Below are 21967 nucleotides of genomic sequence, written 5' to 3' on the forward strand. Positions count from 1 at the left end.
AAATGAGCAGCAAGTATCTCATCATCCAGGGCGCCAGGCAAAACAATCTTAAGAATATTAACCTTTCGATCCCGCACAATAAGGTTACTGTAATAACCGGAATCAGCGGGTCAGGCAAGTCATCCCTTGCCTTTGACACCATCTTTGCAGAAGGGCAGTGGCGCTATATTGAGTCGCTCTCAACGTATACAAGGATGTTCATCGAGAAGATTGACAGGCCAGATGTCGAGGCTATAAGGAATATAAGGCCTGCTATCGCCATTGAGCAAAAGAATCCTGTCAGGACGTCACGCTCTACGGTAGGCACTGCAACCGAGATTTATGACTACCTGCGGCTTTTATTTGCAAAGACAGGCAGGGTCGTCTGTCCTGAATGCGGGAGCATTGTCAGGTCATACAACCCTTCTGAGGTCTTGAGTGAATTACTGGATAATTATTCCGGTGAGAGGGCATATATCCTCACACCTGTAATCGTCCCTGATAAGGCCGTCACCAATACAAAAAACAAAAAATCAGGCAAGGCCAAAAAGAACAGTGTGTCAAAAAAAGAGGAGTTAAACACGCTGCTGGGAAATCTTGTACAAAGGGGATTTTTCAGGTTCAAGTCAGGAAGCGATATATTTACCTTACCAGGCGAGCTCCCTCCTGGTATTGAAGAACATTTTGCAAAAGGTGATATATATGTTGTCATTGACCGTATATCTGTAACACAGGATAGCCGCAAGAGGATATCGGATTCTATTGAATTGGGGTTCAGGGAAGGGAGTGGGAGCATACGGATAGATGTCATAGGACAGGGGATCTTAAGGTTTGACACTAAATTCAAGTGCCATAAATGTGATAAGGCCTTCGATAAACCTGAACCTCTTCTCTTCTCCTTTAATCACCCGACCGGTGCATGCACGCAGTGCAAGGGGTTCGGTGACATCCTCCAGTATGATGAGGACCTGATCGTCCCTGACAAGCACCTCACCCTTGAAGAGGGCGCTATTGAACCATGGACAAAACCGGCCTACACATGGTGGCAGAAACAATTTTTATCTGCGGCAAAGAGACATGATATAGACACAACAAAACCTTACAGCAAACTCTCTCAGGACGAGAAAGACAAGATCTTCAAAGGCGCCAGTGATTTTAAAGGCATAAATGACTTCTTCTCATATCTTGAGGGTAAGCGCTATAAGCTTCATGTGCGGGTATTCATCAGCCGTTACAGGAGCCCATCCACATGCCCGTCATGCAAAGGTACACGGTTAAGACCTGAGGCACTTAATATCAGGATTGCAATTGGGGGCACTCCCCCCGCAGATAGCCCGATGGGAGGTGTCTCTGTCATCGGGGTTGAACCGGGGCATTTTAGTATGAACATCCATGAGATTTGCAGTATGCCGGTAAGTGACCTGCACCAGTGGTTCTCATCTCTGACGCTGTCTTCGTTTGACCAGGAGGTGGCAAATGATCTCATAAAACAGATCGTGATGAAACTTGGATTTCTTTTAAAGATAGGCCTGGATTATCTGACCCTCAATCGCCAGACAAAAACCCTCTCCGGCGGGGAGTCCCAGAGGATCAATCTCTCTAATCAGCTTGGCTCACGGCTTGTCGGCACCCTATACGTCCTCGATGAACCGAGCATCGGTCTTCATGCAAGGGATACAGGCAGGCTCGCCGGTATTGTGCAGGAGATTGCAGGTGCAGGAAACACGGTGATTGTTGTGGAGCATGACAAGGCCATGATTGAGTCCGGTGACTACATCGTTGAGATGGGGCCGGGAGGGGGCGAGAACGGCGGAGATGTGGTTTTCTCAGACAATAAAGATAAGTTCATAAAATCTGAATGTCTTACAGCTCAATATCTCCGGGGGGAAAAGTATATTCCTATACCATCCGGCAGGAGGAAAGGGAGCGGAAAGGTACTGACCCTGAGCGGGGCGCGGGAACATAACCTGAAGGATATAACACTGAAGATTCCGCTTCGGACCCTTGCCTGTATCACAGGCGTCTCCGGTTCAGGCAAAAGCACCCTGATTCAGGACACCCTCTACAGGGCGCTTGCCCGGGTCTTCAGGCTCGAGTTAGGGAAGATGGGTAAGTTTGAACGGCTTTACGGTGCAGAACATCTGCGTGGGGTAAAATTGATTGACCAGAAACCGATCGGAAAGACTCCGAGGTCAAACCCCATTACCTACATTAAGGGATTTGATGTTATAAGAAAGCTTTTTGCATCCCAGAGAGAGGCCCGGATTGCAGGGCTGACGCCATCTGCATTTTCATTTAATACCAAAGGCGGCAGGTGTGAGGGATGTCAGGGCAGCGGCTGGCAGCGGCTCGAGATGTATTTCTTTGAAGACCTCTACGTTACCTGCGATAAGTGTGAGGGGGAGCGATACAGGCCCGAAGTCCTTAAGATAAAATATAAGGGGAAGAATATAAGTGACATACTCAGGATGACAATAAGTGAGGCAGAAGGGTTCTTCAAAGATGAGACCTCTCTCAGAGAGAGCCTCCGCTTACTTGATGAGATGGGGCTTGGTTATCTTAGGCTCGGACAGCCTGCAACCACACTATCCGGAGGTGAGGCGCAGAGACTAAAGATATGCAGTGAAATATGGAGGAAAGATGCAAGGGATATCCTCTATCTTCTGGATGAACCGACGACCGGCTTACACTTTGATGACACTAAAAAACTCCTCAATGTCTTCAATCGCCTTGTGGAGAGGGGTAACACAGTCGTTGTCATCGAACACAATATGGATGTTATAAAGTCTGCAGATTACATAATTGACCTGGGACCAGAGGGCGGGGAAAATGGCGGGAATATTGTAACAGAAGGGACTCCGGAAGAGGTGGCTGATTGCAACAAATCCCATACAGGCATGTTTCTTAAAGAGTCTCTTCATAAAATGATTACTTAAACAGGAGTTTTCATGGGCTACGATGTAACAGGGATAGAACAGGCACAAACAACATTTATGTTGACAGACAAAATCTCATACTGCTACAGTAATTTTAAGAAAAATCTATTTTCCATACGATTTATGGAGGAATAATTATGAAAAAGTTGAGCTTCGCATTATGTGGTATTTTGCTTATAGCGGCGCTCGCCACGGCTTATGCCGCAGAAGATACAATTGCAGTGCCCAGGTCAGGTACTGCCACCGAGCGCACGGTAAAGTTATGGAAGCTGATCGGCCCCCGCATCCTCGCAGATGCCAAAGCAAACCTCTCTGATGCGGATTATCTCAGGCATGTAAAACCGATCCATGCAGCATGGAAGCAGCTCCAATACGACACAGCAATAGATGCTTCCGATGAGGTTTCGCTGTTTCATACAAAGGTATGGATGCTGATCGGCGACCTATACAGCGATGAAGGCATCAAACCCGATTACCGGAAAAAGGTCCGCGCTGAAACACAACAGGAGATAAAAAAACGTCTTGGAATTCTTGATAAGATGGCAGCGACATTGAAGTAGCAACGCAATGATTTCAAGCCAATTGGAAATGATAATATAATATCGTTATGCCCATCTACGAATACAGATGCAACAACTGCCGTAAAAAGGTATCTGTTCTCATCCTGAACAGGTCGTCCGATGCCACTGTCTGCACACACTGCGGCAGCAGGGAGCTTACACGCCTTTTCTCACGATTTGCGGCTCCTAAGTCTGAGGAGGCAAGGCTTGAATCACTGGCTGATCCCGGCAAATGGGGTGATATAGATGAAAATGACCCTGCGAGTATGGCAAGAGCTATGAAGAAAATGGGGAAGGAATTTGGTGATGAACTTGGAGAGGACTTTGAGCAGGAGGTAGATTCTGCAATTGAAGAGGCAGCGAATGGAGAAGCTGGCCCTCCTGACACATCATCTCATGACCTGTGAAATCCTGAATTACCCGCTTTATGAAACCCCTCTTACATTCCCAATTAATAAACGGACCCTTTGATGATCCAGGTTTTTATGTTGATATTATGTGGGACAGGCGCGCCCTCCTGTTCGACCTCGGGGATATTACATCTCTAACCCCCTCGCAATTACTTAAGGTCACAGACGTATTCGTGTCTCACATGCACATGGACCACTTTATCGGATTTGATCATCTCTTAAGGATAGTCCTGAATCGTGAAAAATCGTTGAGAATATTCGGTCCGCAGGGAATCACGGACTGTGTGGAGGGCAAGTTAAGGGGCTATACCTGGAATCTGACTGAAGACTATCCTCTTGCCCTGCAGGTCATCGAGATCAATAATGACTTATTAATGATCACGAAGTTCAGTGCATGTGATGGTTTCAAACGGCTTCCATTAAGTAACATGTCTTTCTCAGGGGTTATTTTAGAAGAGGAGATGTTCACTGTCCGTTGTGCAGCCCTTGACCATAAGATACCTTCGCTCGCCTTTGCCCTTAAAGAACGATTTCACATCAATATAAACAGGGATAAGCTCGACAAACTGAAACTGGAGGCAGGCCCCTGGCTCAGGAGGTTCAAACAGGCGTTATGGGAGGGCTCCCCTGATGACGGGAAATTTGAGATTACAGAGAGCGATAGCAAAGAGGGCTGCAGGGAATTCACTATCGGTGAGTTAAAAGATAAGATTGCAACAATTACAGAGGGACAGAAGTTGTCTTATGTCGTTGACGCAGTCTATAACAGGGAGAATGAGGAAAAAATTATAGAACTTGTCAGGGGCTCAGATATTTTGTATTGCGAGGCAGCGTATCTTGATGCAGACATGGATATTGCTTCGGAGCGGTTTCATCTCACTGCACGGCAGACTGGTGAGTTGGCCCGGAAAGCCGGGGTTAAAGAGATTGAGATCTTCCACTTCTCACCGCGGTACCAGGATAATCCTGCTGATCTGCACAAAGAAGCGATGCTTGCGTTTCATGGTGAATCACCATAATCCATCACTTAGTCAACCGCGCTGTCACTGAACTCATCTTGTCATCAAGCCTGACCTTCCTGTCCATTCTGTCATCAACCGTGATGCTTGTGATCACCCTTTTTATACCCTTTTTAAAGGGCGTCTCGTGGAGTTTCAGTGCTATCCTGAAGAGGTCTGCAGGCCTTCCTTCTATGATGGTGCCCATGTCAGTAAGCCTGTATTTGACTTTGGCCTTACTGCAGGTCCTGACTACCTCTGCAATATAATCCCCTATGCTCGGCGAAGGGGTCCCGACTGGTACTACGCTGATATCCAACAGAGCCATCTGAATCACCCCCTTTCCTTCAGCTACATTTTGCGTTTTTTGAATACAGGAACATCCATCTGCTCCTGGAAACGGCCTGCCACGCCTTCGAGGAGGTGGCCAAATTTTTTCTCCTTTGTCTCGAGATAGAAGCGGTTGTGTTTATTAGGCGGGATAATCAGTGGTATCCGCTCTGTAACGTTAACACCATATTGTTTAAGCTCTGCTATCTTCTGTGGATTATTTGTCATAAGCCGGACTGATTTTATCTTCAGCGACTGAATGATATGCGCGGCAACGCTATATTCCCTTTCATCATCATGAAAACCCAGCGCTATGTTGGCCTCTTTAGTGTCAAGCCCTTCTTCCTGAAGTGCGTATGCCCTTATCTTGTTTACAAATCCTATACCGCGCCCTTCCTGCCTCAGGTATATCAATACCCCCATCTTCATCCTGCCGATCGTCCTGAGTGCAGTAACAAGCTGGTCATGGCAGTCGCATCTGAGTGATCCAAACACATCTCCTGTCACACACTCTGAGTGGAGCCTGATGACCACGTCTTCCTGATCCACTACATTCCCATGAATGAGTGCGCCATGCTCTTTGTCATCCCTGTTATTATAAAACGCCGCCACCTGAAACTGTCCATATCTCGATGGAAGATTGGCAATAGCGTCTATCCTTACGCATATCTTATCCCGGCCGATACCGCAGCACTCATGGTCTTTATTTTCATCAAGAAGGGCCTTTATATCTTTACCTGTCAATCCACTGGATAGTTCCTTCATTTAATTAACACCTTTCATAATAGTCTAAAAAAACGGATTGTGCCCCAATTCTTCTGCTACTGTGGTAGCGGGTCCATGCCCGGGAAAGATCCGGACTTCATTACTCAAGGATAACACCCTGTTCATCACTGCTCTCAATTGTGTCCTGTAACCATCACTACTGTTTGACTTGCCGACAGAGCCTGCAAACAGGGTGTCACCTGAAAAACAATAATCTTCGGTTATATAGCACGTGCTTCCATACGTATGCCCGGGCGTTGAAACCGCCTTTACATTATGTCTACCCACCCTGAACTCCATACCATCCGTTACAGTGCACTCTCTCACCTTCATACTATCAGAAATACCGGCAGACGGCTCCCCGGCAGGTATATATACTTCTGCCCGGGTGGCACTGATGATCTCTCTCAATCCGCCTGTGTGGTCTGAGTGGCAGTGCGTAATAAAGACATACCTCAACCTTAATCCCCTTGCCTGTAAATTCTGTAAGACTGCCTTGCTGTCATTAGCAGTATCAAAAATCACTGCCTCGCCTGCCTCGCTGTCATATAAGATATAGCCATTAACCTTATATGAACCGACTGTACCTGTAATAGCAACAACATCAGACATCATGCCCGGGGGACATCCCTGCGGATGCCAGCTTCCTGAGGCAATCGCATATAGCCTTCCCGGATTAAGCCCCAAAACTGCAGCAACTGTGCCTGCCTCTTTTTCAGAAGGTTTGTGCCTGTATGACTCCATGCCTTCCAATATAGATACAGACAGCCCGGACACATCAGAAACCTGTTTTATGGTCAAACCGAGGCCGTTCCGGGCCTTCTGAATTATGTCCCCAAATTCATCCTCAAGAGGCTCTATGCTCATCCGGAAATCCCCGTTTTTTACCACAAAGACACAAAGGACACAACGAATTATATTTCAGAAGCATCATCCCAAAATGCACCAGTATACCTGTCATTCCCACGGAAGTGGGAATCCAGAATCATGCCTGCGTTCTGGATTCCCACTTTCGCGGGAATGACGTTTTCACGATCCTTTGTGAGCCCTGAGCTGTGAGCGTGCCGAACAGTCGAAGGGCTCATGACGGTTCACCTGAAAATGCTCCTATGTACCTGTCATTCCCACGGAACCTGTCCCCGCAGGATTTAAGCGGGGAGTGGGAATCCAGAACCTTGCCATCGGTCTGGATTCCCGCTTGCGCGGGAATGACATTTTTCTTGAACCAGGTGGGTGTCCCTATTGCCGTGCTACTTTTCTTGCCGTTGTAATAAAACCGGTATGTGCCACCATCCTGTGGTCCGGCCTGACACTGTTGTCTTCCACATGCCAGGTCCTCACCAATGTCTCAGATGTCTCAATCTGTATGAAATTACACGATTCCTTTAATGCCTTCACAACTGTTGAGACCTGAAGGATAGTAGGGAGATAGCAGAGGAAGATGCCGCCTTCTCTTAATGATTGCACTGCATGCGGTACCACCCTCCACGGTTCAGGAAGGTCAAGGACTACCCTGTCTATCCCATCTTCCCCAATACCCTCATAGATGTCCTGCTCCCGGATTATCAGGTTATTTGTCTTACCGTTATAAAGCTCAATATTTTCAAATGCCCTCTTGCTGAAATCATCCCTTAGTTCATACGAGACAACCACTCCCCGTTCTCCAACGGCCCGCAGCAATGCCATTGTCAATGCCCCTGAGCCTATGCCTGCCTCAACTACCTTAGCCGCCGGGTATATGTCAGCGCATATGAGGATCATTCCGATGTCTTTGGGGTATATCACCTGAGCACCCCGCGGCATCTTCAGTATATACTCTGAAAGCGTCGGTTTCAGGACAATAAACTTGCTTCCCCTTGACAGAGTAACTGTAGAACCATCCTCACGACCAATGATATCATCATGCGGAATTTTCTCTCCGCTGAACTGGAATACCCTCCCGCTGCAGAGTGTAAGCGGATATTGCCGCCCTTTCCGGTCTATAAAATGAATCCTGTCACCATCTGTAAACTTCATGTCAGCATTATCATAACTTAACATAGTACATATTGCAATTGGCTATGACAGTATGTTGACGGCTGGATTCATTGCCTATACGTCTGAATTTTGTTAGTATAAGTGCTGATACTTAATGAAAAATGGGGTAAATATGACTGACGATTCCAGAAAAACGGCAGAGAGGTTTGATACTGAGATACTAAGTCTCGAGATACTTAGTGAGATCAGCAGGATTGCCCATTCAACATTTGACCTCAAGGAGAGGCTGAATGCCATCGTCAACACAACTGCAGAAAAGATGGGGGTTGACTGCTGTTATGTATCGTTGTTGGAAAAAGACGGGAAAAGCCTGACCCTAAAGGCTGCAAGGGGGCTTCATGCAGGCTCGATTGACAAGGTAATGCTTCATGTCGGCGAAGGGATAAACGGCTGGGTGGCAAAGGAAGTAATGCCTGTGGCCCTTAGAGACGCCCATACGGACCCACGATTTAAATACATAGCTGAGACAGGGGAAGAAAAGTACAGATCCATGCTTGCAGTCCCAATTACAGTTCAGGGTAAATGCACCGGAGTGCTCACAGTTCAGACCTTTGGCCCTAAAGATTATCTGGAAGACGAGATCACCCTTCTGTCAACTATAGCCAGTGAGGTAGGGGGTATTATAAGAAATGCCCAGCTCTACCAGGACATGAATCACAGGCTGCTTGAACTGACAACACTATATGAGATGGGACAGGCTGTCACATCCACCCTCGACCTCGAGACCATATTAAAAGTAATAATTAAAAACAGTGTATATGTAATCAGGGCCAAAGGCGGCGTCCTGCGCCTTCTTGAACCTGAGACAAACAGGCTGGTGGTCAAGGCATACTCCATGCCTGAGGAAGATGCGTCAAGGTTACAAGACCTTGACATCGGGCAAGGGATTGCAGGGATGATCGTAGCGAGTGAAACCCCTCTCCTTATACCGGACATACAATCCTCGCCAGAGTTCAGGGATGCAAACTGGATCGTAGCCGCCAGCATGCTTGGTGTACCGCTAAAGGCAAAGGATAAGATAATTGGCACGTTAACACTTTATGATAAATTGCCATATTCCGCAGACGGGACTGCCAGCTTTTCATATGAAGACCAGCAGCTGCTCACTACTATTGCAAGCCAGGCATCTATAGCTATAGAAAATGCAAAACTCTATCAGCAAACATTAAGCAATGCACGGGAAATGGAGACGCTCTTCTCCCTGTCTAAAGGACTTACCTCTGTACTTGACCTCCACTTTGTTCTTGATTCAGTTCTCAGGATGATCAGCGAATTACTGGATGCCGGGTTCGGTATCCTGACATTGTATGATGTGGAGACACAGGAGCTTGTGACTAAATCTATTCACGGGGCTGACCATTCCCTGATCCCCAGCCTTAGATTCAGGCTTGGGGAAGGGACTACCGGCTGGATTGGAGAGCACAGAGAGAGCATTATGCTGAACAACGTGGATGAAAACGACCCCAAGATGACAATAGTCCGCCTGAACAACCTCATAGGCGTACCTTTGCTGGTAAAAGACAGGCTTATTGGGACTATAGAAATTGCCAACAAGATTTCAGCACCAGGATTTTCATCACCAAACCTGATGTTCCTTTCCACATTTGCGGGACATGCTGCTGTCGCAATAGAAAATGCCCGTCTTTATGAACAGACCAGGAAACTGGCGGAAGAGAATATCAAGAGGGTTACGGAATTATCTATTTTACATGAAATCAGCAGTACCCTTGGGACGACCCTTGAGTTGGACAAATTGCTTCATATAATACTGACCGGCGTTACCATAGGTGGCGGATTGGGATTCAACAGGGCTGTGCTGTTTCTATACGATGAAAGAAACGATGTCCTGCGGGGTGTGCTTGGCATAGGACCAGACAGCGGAGAGGAAGCCCACAGAATTTGGGCCAGCCAACCTTCCACCGGGAGTCTGCGGGACAGGATATTGAGTGATGACGACATGGCCATTCATAAGTCATCCAATATCAACAAGCTTGCAACAAGCCTTGTCATCCCTGTAGAAGGCGGGACAAGTGTCCTTGCCAGAACCGTCATTGACAAACGGGGTTTTATTATTGAAAATGCCCATGACGACCCGCGCGTACTTCCGGCATTGCGGGACATAATTAAGACAGAAAGTTTTGCCACTGCCCCGTTGATGGCAAAGGGTAAGGTCATTGGCACTATCTTCGTTGACAATCTTTTCACCAGAAGACCAATTACAGAAGACGACATGAGGTTCCTGATGATGTTTGCAAATCAGGCCGGTTTAACGATCGAAAATGCCCTTATATATTCCAACCTTGAGGAGACCAACAAGAGCCTGCGGGAGGCACAGGAGAAATTGATTCAACAGGAAAAGATGGCGGCCCTTGGTGAGATGGCAACAAGCATGGCACATGAAATCAGAAACCCCCTTGTTTCAATCGGAGGATTCGCAAGACGCCTCAGAGACAAACCGGTTACAGGAGAGCAGGTAAGGAAATATTCAGAGATAATTTATGAGGAGGTAAGCCGGCTTGAACAGATCCTTCAGGAAATATTAGCCTTTGCGAGAGAGTCCAGACCGGCATTTGTAACAACTGACATCAATAAGGTAATAGACGACGTATTTATCCTTTTTAAGGATACACTGAGTTCAAAGAACATTAAGGTCAGTACTGCCATTTCACATGATGTACCGTTGATATCAGCAGACCCCCAGCAGCTCAAACAGGTATTTATAAATCTTTTTACAAATGCTGAACAGGCAATGGATGAAACCGGGGGCGTCCTGTATATCGAGTCAAAACTTTCAGACAAACTGCCACCTGAAATCATCATCGAAATAAGTAATACGGGCCCCTTGATTCCTCAGGATATCATGGCAAATATATTCAACCCGTTCTTCACTACCAAGTCATCAGGAACAGGCCTCGGCCTGGCTATAGTCCACAGGATTATAGACAGTCATAAAGGCAAGATCCATGTAAAAAACCGTCCTGTCCCTGATAGAGGGGTTTCTTTTATGATAACGCTGCCGGTAGAAATCAGGTGAATCAACGCTTTGGTTTGGAATGACACCGCGTACAGTTTGACAATGGGAATGCAACGATGCCGTGGCACCGGCCGCAAAATTGTCCTTCTTCAATCTTTTTCATCGTAACCTTGTTTGCCCCGGCCTGCATAATGAATATCTTTGGATGACAATTATTGCAGGCAAGCCACTGTGTATGGGGGTAATGTGGATAAACGACATCAGGCAAATCACCCTTTACCTTAAAGACTATGTCCAGGTCTATAACAGGCGTTGTCGGTTTGGTGGGGTCAAGTGAATCCTTTGGCTTTATGGTCCCCTGCCTCAATGCCTTGACCCAGTCAACATAGCCGGAATTATCTTTTGGTAATATCTGCAGAGGCAGGGCCTGTTCCTGCTGCCCCTGTTGTCCTTTCAAAACATCTGTTTTTTGTTGCGCATATAACAGAGATGAAGAAATTACATGAAAGGAAACGCTTAGGATAAAAGCTGATAAAAGTACCCGGGTGATCCACTTTGTCATTGTGCAGCTGTTATTCTGTCTTTGCAGGCGGTGTCTGGTCAACCTCTTCAACGATTACAGCCCCCATCATAACACGATGAATATAGCAAAAATACGGATACTCTCCGGCCTTTATAAATGTGTGACTCCATGAGTCGCCAGGAGGCATTATCGGAGAAAAAAGCTCTTTATCATTTGTTCCCTGGCCTGGGATACTGGCAATCGGATGCCTCCTGTCATCTTCATTTATCCATTTAACAGAATCCCCAACCTTGATTTTAAGCAGGGCAGGTTCAAACTTATCTAAACCTTTTGGGATACGGACTTCGTAGACCTTGGAACTGCCTGAAGGAGGTGTGCCTGTTTCATCAGCAGCTACTGACATGGCTACACCTGAGAAGCCGATTACAATTATAAGCAGACCTATTAACCTTGCAGCAAATCGTAACACAGCAGCTCTCCTCTGTGGATTGATTCAGGTGTAATTTAACGGCCCCTTTTAGCGGCCTCCTTGGGCTTTACATGGCATCTGTTACAATCTGTCAGAGGGAACGCAACCCTGTTATGGCATCTTCCGCAGTATTCTCCTGCCGCTATCTTGGCCATTGTCATCTCAGGGTTTCCTCCTGCCTTCATCTGGAATATGGATGTGTGGCAGTTTGTGCAGGTCAGCCATAAGGTATGCACATAATGAGGATATACGACATCTGCCATAAACTTACTCTTTGTCTCTATTACAATATCAAGATTGAAGGGGGGGGCGGCCATGGCTCCTGGCTCAAGTGAATCCAAAGGTTTGACGTTTCCATTCTTTATCGCGGCAGCCCAGTCTACCAGCCCGTATTTGTCCTTCGGCAATCTTGCGAGCTCCATAGCCGCAGGATGCTCCAACTGGCCAACCTTCTCTGCATCACCTGCAACACCGGATGGGTCTCCGGTCCCTGCAACAACGCCACGTGAGCTTAAATAGATAAGAAGGGATGGGTCAATATTCCTGTACTGAGCAGGCACGTTCTGCGCATTAGCGCTCTTTGTAACAGCAGGAGTCTGCTGGGCTATTACAACTGGTGGTGGTTCCGGCGCCGGCGCTGCAACGGATTCAGGCGCTGCAGTTGTTTCAGCCTGAGCTGCAGCAACTCCAGGTTCCGCAACAGGGGCTGACTCAGCCTGTGCAGGCGGTGTTTCAATACCTGCTGCGTCGCCCTTAATTTCCTTCTGAGCGCATGCAACAGTAATCATTACGACAATTGATAGAATTACACCAGATAACAAGTACCTCAGATTTTTCTTGCCACTCATTATAAAGCCCCCCTCCCTCAATTCCAATTCATTATTTCAAGAATCCACGGGACTCCGGAATTGCTACTGTGCTCGCACCGGAATGACACCTGTCGCAATATATTGGAGCCCATGCTATTTTCCCGTTGTGACACTTGCCGCAATACTCTCCCTGCATGATCTTCTGCATGTTAATATCATTAGAACCCTGTCTCATAAGGAATATATCTTCATGGCAGACCTTGCACTTAAATCTAATGCGGTGGAACCAGTGCGGAAATACCACAGGCGGCATACCTGCCTGCTCTGCGTACCTGTTCAGGGTAAGGTCCGCATATTCGGCCTGAGTTGGTGTGATTTCAGCAAAGCCAAAGAGACCAACAACGAAGGCAAGAACGAGAGTACTGACTATAACTATCTTTTTCATCGGTTACCACTCCTTTTCTAAATTTCAAATCCGAATTTGAAATGACTTGTTCTCGTCAGGGTGTAAAGGTAGTTACCATATAAAGCGGATGTTTGTCAATAAAAATATTACAAAATTAAGATTTTTTTTATAAAATTGTAAAAAGATGGGATTTCGAGCCTATCTTCTGCCTGCCAAAGCCTCAAGTCTTGCCACCCGTTCCTCTATCGGGGGATGTGTGGAAAACAGAGATAACATACCCGAACCTGAGAGTGGACTGACTATAAACATATGTGCAGTAGCAGGATTGGCATTCATTGGAGCACGGCATGTACCAGCATGAAGTTTCTTTAAAGCACCTGCAAGCGAAAGGGGGTTGCCGCATATCGCAGCGCCGCCTTCATCTGCCCGATACTCACGGGAGCGTGAAATGGCCATCTGGATTAACATGGCAGCTATAGGCGCAAGTATCATTACGGCAATCGCAACAACAGAGCCCAGAGGATTCCGGTCATTATCATCCCTCCGGCCCCCTCCGAACATAAGACCCCATGAAGCCAGATGGGTAATATAGCTGATGGCTCCGGCAATAGTTGCTGCTACCGTACTTATAAGGATGTCGCGATTTTTGATGTGGGCCAGTTCATGGCCGACTACACCGGCCAGCTCATCCCTCGTAAGGAGGCTTAAAATACCTGTTGTAACCGCCACTGCAGCGTGCTCCGGATTTCTGCCTGTTGCAAAGGCATTAGGCGCAGGGTTGTCCATGACATAGACCTTTGGCATAGGCAGGCTTGCCCTCATCGTGAGCTCGCGGACAATGCCGAACAACTCAGGGAACTCCTTTTCTGTGACCTGCCTTGCCCTGTACATGGCAAGGACTATCTTGTCGCTGAACCAGTATGCGCCAATGTTCATCACACCTGCCATCACAAGTGCCATGGTAGCGCCATTTTGTCCTCCCAGAATAGAGCCTATAAATATAAACAGGACAGAAAGTGCCGCCAGGAAAAGTGTTGTTTTCAATGTATTGATATTCACTTATCTTACCTCCGGTTATTAATATCAGATTCTTATTATAAGCATCAACTGTGATACAGTCAAATTCCCTTTAAAATTGCACCCTTCTCAACATTGTGTCCCCTCAGATACTCCCCTGCCGGCATCCGCTTCTTACCCTCTGCCTGCAGCTCTGTAATCTTCAATGCCCGGTCCCCAGTCACAATTACAATACCCTGAGGGCCGGCCTCTATGATCTCTCCATTCACAGATGACTGTACATGTCTGTCCACTATATCAGCCTTCCACACCCCCCATCTCTTCCCATTATAAAAAGTAAATGCCCCCGGCCACGGGTCAAATGCCCGTATCCTGTTATAGATATTTTCTGCACTGTCCTTCCAATCTATAAGACCTTCTTCTTTCCTGATAATGGGGGCATATGAAGCCTTGTCGTGCTCCTGTGGCACAGGAACGACTTCCCCCCTGTCCAGGCCATCAAGTGTCCTTATGAGAAGGCCAGGGCCTGTCTTTGTCATCTTTATGCCAAGACTGCCTGATGTATCACACCTGTCTATTTCGATTCTTTCCTGCAGTAATATATCCCCGGCATCAAGTTCCGGGAACATCACCATTGTCGTTACCCCTGTGAAACTCCGCCCATCCATTATCGCACGCTGGATAGGAGATGCACCCCGGTATTCCGGCAGGAGGGACGCATGAACATTGACAGGGTTCTTTTTCGGTATCTGTAAAATTTCCAGGGGTATTATCCTGCCGTAGGCAACTACGACTATATAATCAGGAGAAGAAGCTCTTATTGCCTCAGAAAAGGAACTGTCAGACAGTTTTTTAGGTTGAAGGACAGGGATACCATGCGATAAAGCAAACTCCTTAACAGGAGATGCAACAAGTTTTTGACCTCTCCCTTTTTGCTTATCGGTCTGGGTCACTGCATATACTACGTCACGCCCGCTTTTAATGATTGCATCGAGAAAGGGGACGCTGAGGGATGGGGTCCCCATAAATACGACCCTGGATATCATGCCAGACTTAAAACCTTCCTGACATTTCAGCCTTAGCCTGCCGGTCCCGCTTCTTCATCTTACGAAGGAACAGGCCTCTTTTAAGACTGCTCAGACGGTCTATAAACAAAACGCCATTCAGGTGGTCTATCTCATGCTGAAAAACCCGTGCAAGGATCCCCTCTGCAGTAATTTCTATATTATTTCCGTCCTTATCATACCCTTGTACCTTTACCTTCTCTGCCCTGATAACATAGTCCCTGTAATCCGGAACACTAAGACAACCTTCTTCACCTTTGACCTCACCATCTTCGTATATTATCTCAGGATTTATGAACACAGTATAATTTTTTACAGGACTATCAGAGGAGAGGTCGGCATCATAAATAAACAGACTTTCCGATGCCCCAACCTGGACAGCAGCAAGGCCAAGTCCAGGCACTGCATCGAGCGTATCCATCATGTCCTGAATAAGCCTCTTCAAATTATCATCCCATTTCTCCACCCGCCTGCTCTTTTGGCGGAGAAACGGGTCAGGGTATTCTATAATCCTGCGGACTGACATACCAGCGGTCTCCTATACTTCACTCTAACACCTGATACCTTAAAAATCAAGCGGATGCAGGTAATTCGGTAATTCGGGGGACACCATACTTAATTCGATCTCCGGACATTTCTAAGGCCTGGCATCTTTCAGAAATCGTTGGGAAGTATTGCTCATTAATTATAAAAACTCTACATGATTAACCATATCATCTGGGCTGAGAATATCGAAGATAAGCATCAAACCACGAATTATATGACTGACAGGTGCCTGTTGAGGTGCATAAACAATTCCCTGATGAGGAAACCCCTCAGAATGGAGGCGAAGGAAGTCAGCATCCTGGGTGAACATGACACGACCAGCCCCGGCTGCATATTTCAGATGCTCCTTATCGCTAACCGACAGAAGCCCTGCTTCCTGGGTGGTTAATACATCTACTCCCCGACGCAGCAACCCCTGAGAGACCGTATTGGAAACATGTTCATCCATGTAGAACTTAATGGGATTAGTCACCCGTTTTGTCTTTCAATTTGGAGCGTATTTGACGGCGCAATCCGGCAACAAATTCTTCATCGGCCTGTATGGCTTCATCTATTTCCCTGCGGTTGTCATAATAATATGTCAATGCAGCGTATATATCTGATAATGTGAGGCCATATCCAGAAGCAATTTCATCTGCACTTTTCCCTATACGTTCGTGCCAAATAACTATATCCTGAACTGTAATACGATGACCTGCAATGTGAGGCTTGCCTCCCGCAACTCCCGAAGTTACCTCAATATGTTGCATTAAAGCATCTTTCATTATGTCCTCCTCTTTTAAAGTATCTTACATCAGCGCTTTCATTTTATCAAAAGATTTTCAAGGGAGAGTTAATTCCGAGGACACCATACCTAATTCACTTTCAGGCTTTTCTACGAGGACGCTGTCAACTGCACATTAGGTAGAGTTAAATCCAGAAAGAACCGGGCTTGTCTTTGAAGCGGAAAAGTACCCATGAAGCAGGACATTTGCACATTTTTCAGGTAAGGATAATGACCTGGTGAAGATCAAACCTCTTACAGAAATCGTTGGGGAGTGGCGGAAGTTTATATCTGGAGGGCGACATTCATTGAAGACCTGGAAAAGAAATTGAAAATATAAATAACTGAGTATGGTGTCCATAGAACGTAGAACTCACCGCTCAAGGGGATATACCCCAACATATCCATTCCTGTTATTACATTTACTTATTCTTTAATTAATGGCAATATATCTGAACATAAGAGGGCTGTCAAACAACTAATAAAACAATGTAAAAAGAGATAAAGCAACTGTTCCATTACTATGTCTGTTGTATATCATCTGAAATTATCCAGGAAGAGTATAAAAGGGGCACGGTTTGCCTTGCTGCCGGGCGACCCTGGTCGAGTGCCTCTTATAGCATCTGCAATTGATAATGAGGGGTGCGTTGAGATCGCCTCTAACAGGGAGTTCAGGACGTGGCTTACCTACATGGATAGCCATCCGGTAGTTATAACATCCACAGGTATAGGCGGGCCTTCTGCTGCCATTGCCATCGAAGAGCTTGCGCAGCTCGGGATAAATACCTTCATACGGGTCGGAACAACAGGTGCGCTACAGCGCCACATCAAAGCCGGCGACGTGGTTATTACAACAGCATCTGTCAGAATGGACGGGACATCAGAACATTATGCTCCAATAGAATATCCTGCCGTCGCAAATTATGTGGTGCTCGATGCCCTCGTGCAGGCAGCGAACTCTTTGAAAATTCGATGTCACACAGGGATTACCGCATCTTCTGCAACCTTCTATCCCGGACAGGAACGTATGGATACCTTTTCCAAATATGTAATACGGGATCTTGCCGGAAGTAAAAAAGAGTGGGAACACCTTGGCGTATTAAACTATGAGATGGAATCAGCAACACTATTGACAATGTGTAATGCCCTCGGACTCAGGGCCGGCTGCGTTACCGGTGTGATCAGTGAGAGGTCACAGAAGGAAAAGATTGTTGAAGGGATGATCAAGACCGCAGAAGGGAATGCTATTGCGGTTGCTGTTGGGGCCGTTAAGCATCTACTAACCGGGATAAATCCCCCTTAGTCCCCCTTTACAAAGGGGGAAGAGGGGGGGACTTGAACAGGGATTTTCAGGTAAACCGTCATGAGCCCTTCGACTGTTCGGCACGCTCACAGCTCAGGGCTCACCAGGGTTTGTGAAAACGTCATTCCCGCGTAAGCGGGAATCCAGACCGGGGCTTGGTCCTGGATTCCACTTGCGTGGGAATGACGGGTACTTAGGAGTATTTTCGAGTAAACTACTTCTTTACGCCCAGCGTCGTCTCCCAGATATCAGCATGCCTTTCTTCATCAGAAAGTATCTGCTCCATCATAAGCCTGCTTGTGGGGTCGCCCAATTCATCAAAAAGTTTAATATGCGCCTTGTACTGCTTTATCGCTATATTCTCCCCTTCAAGGTCATCCTTCATCATCTTGACAAGGTCTCCGCCCTTCTTAATCACATCAGGAACCGTTGTCGGATCACCGCCAAGGTAATTAATCCTCTCTGCAATCATCTCCATGTGTTTCATCTCATCACGACTTATCTTTTCAAACAACTCAAGGACAGCAGGGCTGTCATATCCTTCACCTGTCCAATGATGATGCAAATACTGAAGTGTCGCTGCTATTTCCAACGCAAGGTCTTTATTCAACGCATCAATTATTTTCTTAGTGCTCATGGTACACCTCCTTATAGTTAATATATTAACTCAATAGCATCTTCTTTACAAATATTTCTTTTGCAAGCTCCCTGTCAAGGGCCAGATCAGTCTCGCCAATCCTTATCAAATAAGCAGGCTGCTTCTGATGTAGGCGCAGGGTCCCGCCAGGGACAATACCAAGAGAGCTTAAACGGTCAAGCCTTGCATGATATTTTGAGGAGATGAATACGATCCTTGCCTCATCTCCCAATGAAAGTTCAGTCAAAGGTACTACAAGCGGCTTCATCTCGTTGGAGAATTTCCTGCAGCACTCCCCCCTTGGGATTGGCTTTCCGTGCGGACATGTCGGCGGGTGCCCAAGGAAGGTGCAGATGCTGTCTACAACGACTTCGCTCAGGACATGGGTATGCTCAAGCTCACAGGCATGATCTTCAAGCTGCTTTTCTTCTATCTCAAAGACCTCTGATAGCAGCCGCTCCGCAAGCCTGTGCCTTCTGATGATATTTTCCGCACGTTTTTCACCCTCGGGTCTGAAGGAAATACTGCCATGGTCGGTTGAAATAAGGCCTTCGGACACGGCAAGCGTTAACACCTGCGAGACATTGGGGTCTTCAGACCTCTTTTTTACATTATCTAAATGAGATTCTCCCTCTTCTCTCAACATCCAGATGAGTTCGAGCACTTCATCTATCCTGTCCTCATCAAACCGGTCTCTTGACCTGTGATAGTCCATCATGCCACCTCTCCCGATAAATAGGGACAGCGACTATTTATTTTGAATCACGAAATAAATAGTCGCTGTCCCTATTTATCCTTACAGGTTAATACCGAGCAACCTGAAGCCAAAGTTTAGCACCCCTCCGACCAAAAATGCAAAGGGAAATATGAATGCCACAATGGCCAGGGCTGTTGCGATCCCGCGCTCTTTTATCATGACAAGGAAATTCGCCACGCAGGGGACGAACAGGGTAATGGTAACGAGGCTGACAACGACCTGATTAGGGTTAAGCAACCCATCCTTGGCAAGTGCAAAGAGGCCTGCAGCGCCGTAATCCCTCCTCAGAAATCCTATCAGGAATGCCTCTGTAGCCTTCGCCGGCAAACCAAGAAATCCGACAACTATTGGATTGGCTATTCTCTCAATTACCTCAAGCGCCCTGATCTTATGAAGGGTAAATAATATTAATGTCCCTACTATAAAAAGCGGCACCGCCTCTTTTAAGTACCACTCTATCCTTGAGAATGTCTTGAAAAAAATATTTGATAATACAGGGATGCGCAGCGGCGGTATGTCAAACACAAAATCAGAGCCTTCACCCTTTAGTATCTTTGAGGACAAAAATCCTACTATAAAAAGAATCAATATTACTGTAAATGCCCAGACAAATGTTGCTGCAAGAGAGACGCCTCCAAGCATACCGAGAATTACACCAAGCTGTGCGGAACATGGGACGCCAAGGGCAAGGAGGAGTGTTACAATCACCCTCTCTTTTTTTGTTTCCATGACCCTCGCAGTCAGTGTTGCCATAGTATCGCAGCCGAGTCCAAGCACCATTGGCAGGACTGCCTTTCCGTGCAGTCCCATAAGCTTGAAAATCCTGTGCACCATGACAGCAAGCCTCGGGAGGTAGCCGGAATCCTCAAGAATACCGAATGCTATGAAGAAGGTGCCGACAACCGGAAGTATGATTGCAACAGAATAGGTCAGCGCCATTGTAATTATCCCGTACTCGCCGACAAGGAGGTCTCTGAAGAATGCGTCAGGGATAAACCTGTCAGCAAGCAAGGTCATAAATGGATTTATATAATTGCCAAACAAGCCCTCTTCGAGAATTTCAACTAGCACCTGAGCGCCTAAAACACCAACAAACTCATACATCAGAAACAGGGCTATGAGAAGAACTGGTATACCCCAGACAGGGTGCATTGCCCATCTGCCGATGCTGACTGTTATACCGGAACTACCCTTCTCTTGCCTCGAAAGTACGTCCTCAGCGATCTTCTCTGCCTTTTTTAACCTTGCCTGGTTGACAACATATCCGAGAGGCTCATAAAACTTATCCTGCAGATTCCTGCGGACCTCATCAATCTTTTCGATGTCTGTCGGGCTGACATGCCTGTTGTTTAGCCAGGGTTTCAGGCTTAAATCACCTGCAAGCAGCATTAAGGCAACAGAACGTTTTGAAATCTTTGATTCCGGAAGGATTGCCTCAAGTTTTTTTATGCCATCCTCGATCAGATTCCCATAAAACATACCAATTGGAGAATATCTCTTTTCTGTGAGGGCTTCCCTCAGTTCTTTTATGCCCTTTCTCTGGACGCCAATTGCTGGAATAACTGTAATCCCTATTGTTTCCGAGAGTTTTTTTACATTTACATCAATACCGCGGCTGCTAGCCTCATCCCACATATTGAGGACAAGCAGAAAGGGAAGTCCCATCTCAGCCAGTTGAAGACTTATCTGGAGGCCGCGGACAAGGTTCTTTGCATCTGCGACCTGGACCACAAGCTTCAATACTTCATTAAGGAGGATGTCCCTCGTTACCACCTCATCCTCAGACATAGGGATGAGGGTGTTTACCCCAGGCGTATCGGTCACCGAAATATCATCGCCATTGACTTTAATTGCCCCTGAGGTAAGGGTAACAGTAGTACCGGGATAGTTGGAGACAGTTGCATACCTGCCTGTCAACAGCCCAAAAATTACACTTTTCCCTACATTGGGATTGCCGACTATGGCAATCTTGCCGCCGTTCTTCATATCTCCTGCCTTAGTCTCATGCATTATAGGAGCCTGTCTGAGTAACGACTTTTCAAACTATTATCTTTGATCGTGCTCACTATTATCTGATGGTAATAGAAAGAAGTTTCGCTGTGATGCCTTTAAGACTGTTTGTCTCTGCAAATATATATTTTGCCAATTGGAAATAACACCCGCCAGCCTTAACTCCGGGCGCTTACAGTAAATCCTGCACTGTAGAGTTTCAAAAGATTGTGCGCAGTACATATCAGAGACCATTCTCCTTTTACTTTTTCAAGACCGCGCAGCAGAAATTGTCGAAACCCTCTGGCGCCTTTTATTTGTCCAAATACAGGTTCAACTGTCTGCTTCCTCAGTTTGTATTTTCTACCCCCCTGTTTCGTCCTTAGTTTTCTTCTCATCCTGTCTATGACTGACAGACTGCATGGTATCCGCCCGCGTGGCGCCATCTCTGCTTTTTTATTATGTTTTTGTTTGTCCGGTGCTATAAATGCCTCAACTTCCTGATCCTTTAACCACTCAACATTCTCACTGCTAAAATATCCCGCATCCGCAGACACTTCTTTCGGCACTTCGTCCGTTAATTCCATTATCTTCCCGATCATCGGTTTGATATGGTTTTTATCTACCGATTTATTTGACACATCAGCAGCTACTATTACCTGTGATGACGCATCCACTGCCGCCTGAGCATTATA

Annotated in this window: 23 protein-coding genes; 6 read left to right on the plus strand and 17 right to left on the minus strand. The window is 46.6% G+C overall.

Annotated elements, in window-relative coordinates:
• Positions 1 to 2 precede the first annotated feature (2 nt).
• From uvrA to IT393_03430, 4 genes are all read left to right on the plus strand, one after another.
• On the plus strand, positions 3 to 2915 hold the full coding sequence (gene uvrA, locus IT393_03415; protein MCC7201702.1) for an excinuclease ABC subunit UvrA: 2913 nt from the start codon (positions 3 to 5) through the stop codon (positions 2913 to 2915).
• 137 nt (positions 2916 to 3052) lie between these two features.
• The gene (locus IT393_03420) at positions 3053 to 3475 is read left to right on the plus strand and encodes a hypothetical protein (GenBank protein MCC7201703.1); all 423 of its coding nucleotides are present in this window, start codon (positions 3053 to 3055) and stop codon (positions 3473 to 3475) included.
• A 47-nt stretch (positions 3476 to 3522) separates the two neighbouring features.
• Positions 3523 to 3882 (plus strand): zinc ribbon domain-containing protein, encoded by a 360-nt coding sequence (locus IT393_03425; GenBank protein ID MCC7201704.1) that lies wholly within the window; start codon positions 3523 to 3525, stop codon positions 3880 to 3882.
• Positions 3883 to 3902: 20 nt separating this feature from the next.
• Positions 3903 to 4904: a ribonuclease Z gene (locus IT393_03430; GenBank protein MCC7201705.1), complete on the plus strand. Its 1002-nt coding sequence runs from the start codon at positions 3903 to 3905 to the stop codon at positions 4902 to 4904.
• A gap of 4 nt (positions 4905 to 4908) precedes the next feature.
• On the opposite strand, the gene IT393_03435 is transcribed toward IT393_03430, so the two are convergent.
• From IT393_03435 to IT393_03450, 4 genes are all read right to left on the minus strand, one after another.
• Positions 4909 to 5211, minus strand: a complete 303-nt coding sequence (locus IT393_03435; protein MCC7201706.1) for an MTH1187 family thiamine-binding protein — start codon at positions 5209 to 5211, stop codon at positions 4909 to 4911.
• 23 nt (positions 5212 to 5234) lie between these two features.
• The gene (gene ribA, locus IT393_03440; GenBank protein MCC7201707.1) at positions 5235 to 5978 is read right to left on the minus strand and encodes a GTP cyclohydrolase II; all 744 of its coding nucleotides are present in this window, start codon (positions 5976 to 5978) and stop codon (positions 5235 to 5237) included.
• A gap of 24 nt (positions 5979 to 6002) precedes the next feature.
• Positions 6003 to 6845, minus strand: coding sequence for an MBL fold metallo-hydrolase (locus IT393_03445; protein ID MCC7201708.1), 843 nt, complete (start codon positions 6843 to 6845; stop codon positions 6003 to 6005).
• 372 nt (positions 6846 to 7217) lie between these two features.
• Positions 7218 to 7994 (minus strand): tRNA (adenine-N1)-methyltransferase, encoded by a 777-nt coding sequence (locus IT393_03450; protein ID MCC7201709.1) that lies wholly within the window; start codon positions 7992 to 7994, stop codon positions 7218 to 7220.
• Positions 7995 to 8127: 133 nt separating this feature from the next.
• Here IT393_03450 and IT393_03455 point away from each other — a divergent pair, with 133 nt between their 5' ends.
• Entirely contained in the window at positions 8128 to 11049 is a 2922-nt protein-coding gene (locus IT393_03455) for a GAF domain-containing protein (GenBank protein ID MCC7201710.1), read from the plus strand.
• 1 nt (position 11050) lies between these two features.
• On the opposite strand, the gene IT393_03460 is transcribed toward IT393_03455, so the two are convergent.
• The 9 genes from IT393_03460 to IT393_03500 all read right to left on the minus strand — a co-directional run bounded on the left by IT393_03460 (position 11051) and on the right by IT393_03500 (position 16587).
• Complete coding sequence (locus IT393_03460; GenBank protein MCC7201711.1) at positions 11051 to 11551, minus strand: hypothetical protein; 501 nt, start codon at positions 11549 to 11551, stop codon at positions 11051 to 11053.
• Between the two features lie 10 nt (positions 11552 to 11561).
• On the minus strand, positions 11562 to 11981 hold the full coding sequence (locus IT393_03465) for a hypothetical protein (GenBank protein ID MCC7201712.1): 420 nt from the start codon (positions 11979 to 11981) through the stop codon (positions 11562 to 11564).
• A 35-nt stretch (positions 11982 to 12016) separates the two neighbouring features.
• Positions 12017 to 12829: a hypothetical protein gene (locus IT393_03470; GenBank protein ID MCC7201713.1), complete on the minus strand. Its 813-nt coding sequence runs from the start codon at positions 12827 to 12829 to the stop codon at positions 12017 to 12019.
• A 31-nt stretch (positions 12830 to 12860) separates the two neighbouring features.
• The gene (locus IT393_03475) at positions 12861 to 13235 is read right to left on the minus strand and encodes a cytochrome c3 family protein (GenBank protein MCC7201714.1); all 375 of its coding nucleotides are present in this window, start codon (positions 13233 to 13235) and stop codon (positions 12861 to 12863) included.
• Positions 13236 to 13394: 159 nt separating this feature from the next.
• The gene (htpX, locus tag IT393_03480) at positions 13395 to 14249 is read right to left on the minus strand and encodes a zinc metalloprotease HtpX (protein MCC7201715.1); all 855 of its coding nucleotides are present in this window, start codon (positions 14247 to 14249) and stop codon (positions 13395 to 13397) included.
• A gap of 65 nt (positions 14250 to 14314) precedes the next feature.
• Positions 14315 to 15238, minus strand: coding sequence for a methionyl-tRNA formyltransferase (locus IT393_03485; GenBank protein MCC7201716.1), 924 nt, complete (start codon positions 15236 to 15238; stop codon positions 14315 to 14317).
• A gap of 28 nt (positions 15239 to 15266) precedes the next feature.
• On the minus strand, positions 15267 to 15803 hold the full coding sequence (gene def / locus IT393_03490; GenBank protein MCC7201717.1) for a peptide deformylase: 537 nt from the start codon (positions 15801 to 15803) through the stop codon (positions 15267 to 15269).
• Between the two features lie 159 nt (positions 15804 to 15962).
• Positions 15963 to 16295, minus strand: a complete 333-nt coding sequence (locus IT393_03495; protein ID MCC7201718.1) for a DUF5615 family PIN-like protein — start codon at positions 16293 to 16295, stop codon at positions 15963 to 15965.
• Positions 16288 to 16587: a DUF433 domain-containing protein gene (locus IT393_03500; GenBank protein ID MCC7201719.1), complete on the minus strand. Its 300-nt coding sequence runs from the start codon at positions 16585 to 16587 to the stop codon at positions 16288 to 16290. Before IT393_03500 ends, IT393_03495 begins: the two co-directional genes overlap by 8 nt.
• Positions 16588 to 17109: 522 nt before the next feature.
• On the opposite strand from IT393_03500, the gene udp reads away from it, so the two are divergent.
• A complete protein-coding gene (gene udp / locus IT393_03505) occupies positions 17110 to 17889 on the plus strand; it encodes a uridine phosphorylase (GenBank protein ID MCC7201720.1) in 780 nt (259 codons plus the stop codon).
• A gap of 214 nt (positions 17890 to 18103) precedes the next feature.
• On the opposite strand, the gene IT393_03510 is transcribed toward udp, so the two are convergent.
• From IT393_03510 to IT393_03525, 4 genes are all read right to left on the minus strand, one after another.
• Positions 18104 to 18526: a ferritin-like domain-containing protein gene (locus IT393_03510; GenBank protein ID MCC7201721.1), complete on the minus strand. Its 423-nt coding sequence runs from the start codon at positions 18524 to 18526 to the stop codon at positions 18104 to 18106.
• A gap of 25 nt (positions 18527 to 18551) precedes the next feature.
• The gene (locus IT393_03515) at positions 18552 to 19244 is read right to left on the minus strand and encodes a metal-dependent transcriptional regulator (GenBank protein ID MCC7201722.1); all 693 of its coding nucleotides are present in this window, start codon (positions 19242 to 19244) and stop codon (positions 18552 to 18554) included.
• Positions 19245 to 19322: 78 nt separating this feature from the next.
• Positions 19323 to 21293 carry a ferrous iron transport protein B gene (gene feoB, locus IT393_03520; protein MCC7201723.1) on the minus strand — a complete coding sequence of 657 codons (1971 nt, stop codon included), beginning with the start codon at positions 21291 to 21293 and terminating at the stop codon, positions 19323 to 19325.
• 158 nt (positions 21294 to 21451) lie between these two features.
• A partial coding sequence (locus tag IT393_03525; GenBank protein ID MCC7201724.1) for a transposase occupies positions 21452 to 21967 on the minus strand: 516 nt, incomplete at its 5' end.

The sequence above is a fragment of the Nitrospirota bacterium genome (assembly GCA_020851375.1).
In the GTDB taxonomy this organism is placed as follows: Bacteria; Nitrospirota; 9FT-COMBO-42-15; order HDB-SIOI813; family HDB-SIOI813; genus RBG-16-43-11.

Excerpts from the sequence above, each read along its gene's own strand:
- uvrA (MCC7201702.1), top strand. The coding sequence starts at position 3 with ATGAGCAGCAAGTATCTCATCATCCAGGGCGCCAGGCAAAACAATCTT.
- IT393_03420 (MCC7201703.1), top strand. The coding sequence starts at position 3,053 with ATGAAAAAGTTGAGCTTCGCATTATGTGGTATTTTGCTTATAGCGGCG.
- IT393_03425 (MCC7201704.1), top strand. The coding sequence starts at position 3,523 with ATGCCCATCTACGAATACAGATGCAACAACTGCCGTAAAAAGGTATCT.
- IT393_03430 (MCC7201705.1), top strand. The coding sequence starts at position 3,903 with ATGAAACCCCTCTTACATTCCCAATTAATAAACGGACCCTTTGATGAT.
- IT393_03435 (MCC7201706.1), bottom strand. The coding sequence starts at position 5,211 with ATGGCTCTGTTGGATATCAGCGTAGTACCAGTCGGGACCCCTTCGCCG.
- ribA (MCC7201707.1), bottom strand. The coding sequence starts at position 5,978 with ATGAAGGAACTATCCAGTGGATTGACAGGTAAAGATATAAAGGCCCTT.
- IT393_03445 (MCC7201708.1), bottom strand. The coding sequence starts at position 6,845 with ATGAGCATAGAGCCTCTTGAGGATGAATTTGGGGACATAATTCAGAAG.
- IT393_03450 (MCC7201709.1), bottom strand. The coding sequence starts at position 7,994 with ATGAAGTTTACAGATGGTGACAGGATTCATTTTATAGACCGGAAAGGG.
- IT393_03455 (MCC7201710.1), top strand. The coding sequence starts at position 8,128 with ATGACTGACGATTCCAGAAAAACGGCAGAGAGGTTTGATACTGAGATA.
- IT393_03460 (MCC7201711.1), bottom strand. The coding sequence starts at position 11,551 with ATGACAAAGTGGATCACCCGGGTACTTTTATCAGCTTTTATCCTAAGC.
- IT393_03470 (MCC7201713.1), bottom strand. The coding sequence starts at position 12,829 with ATGAGTGGCAAGAAAAATCTGAGGTACTTGTTATCTGGTGTAATTCTA.
- IT393_03475 (MCC7201714.1), bottom strand. The coding sequence starts at position 13,235 with ATGAAAAAGATAGTTATAGTCAGTACTCTCGTTCTTGCCTTCGTTGTT.
- IT393_03485 (MCC7201716.1), bottom strand. The coding sequence starts at position 15,238 with ATGGGGACCCCATCCCTCAGCGTCCCCTTTCTCGATGCAATCATTAAA.
- def (MCC7201717.1), bottom strand. The coding sequence starts at position 15,803 with ATGTCAGTCCGCAGGATTATAGAATACCCTGACCCGTTTCTCCGCCAA.
- IT393_03500 (MCC7201719.1), bottom strand. The coding sequence starts at position 16,587 with ATGAAAGATGCTTTAATGCAACATATTGAGGTAACTTCGGGAGTTGCG.
- udp (MCC7201720.1), top strand. The coding sequence starts at position 17,110 with ATGTCTGTTGTATATCATCTGAAATTATCCAGGAAGAGTATAAAAGGG.
- IT393_03510 (MCC7201721.1), bottom strand. The coding sequence starts at position 18,526 with ATGAGCACTAAGAAAATAATTGATGCGTTGAATAAAGACCTTGCGTTG.
- IT393_03515 (MCC7201722.1), bottom strand. The coding sequence starts at position 19,244 with ATGATGGACTATCACAGGTCAAGAGACCGGTTTGATGAGGACAGGATA.
- feoB (MCC7201723.1), bottom strand. The coding sequence starts at position 21,293 with ATGCATGAGACTAAGGCAGGAGATATGAAGAACGGCGGCAAGATTGCC.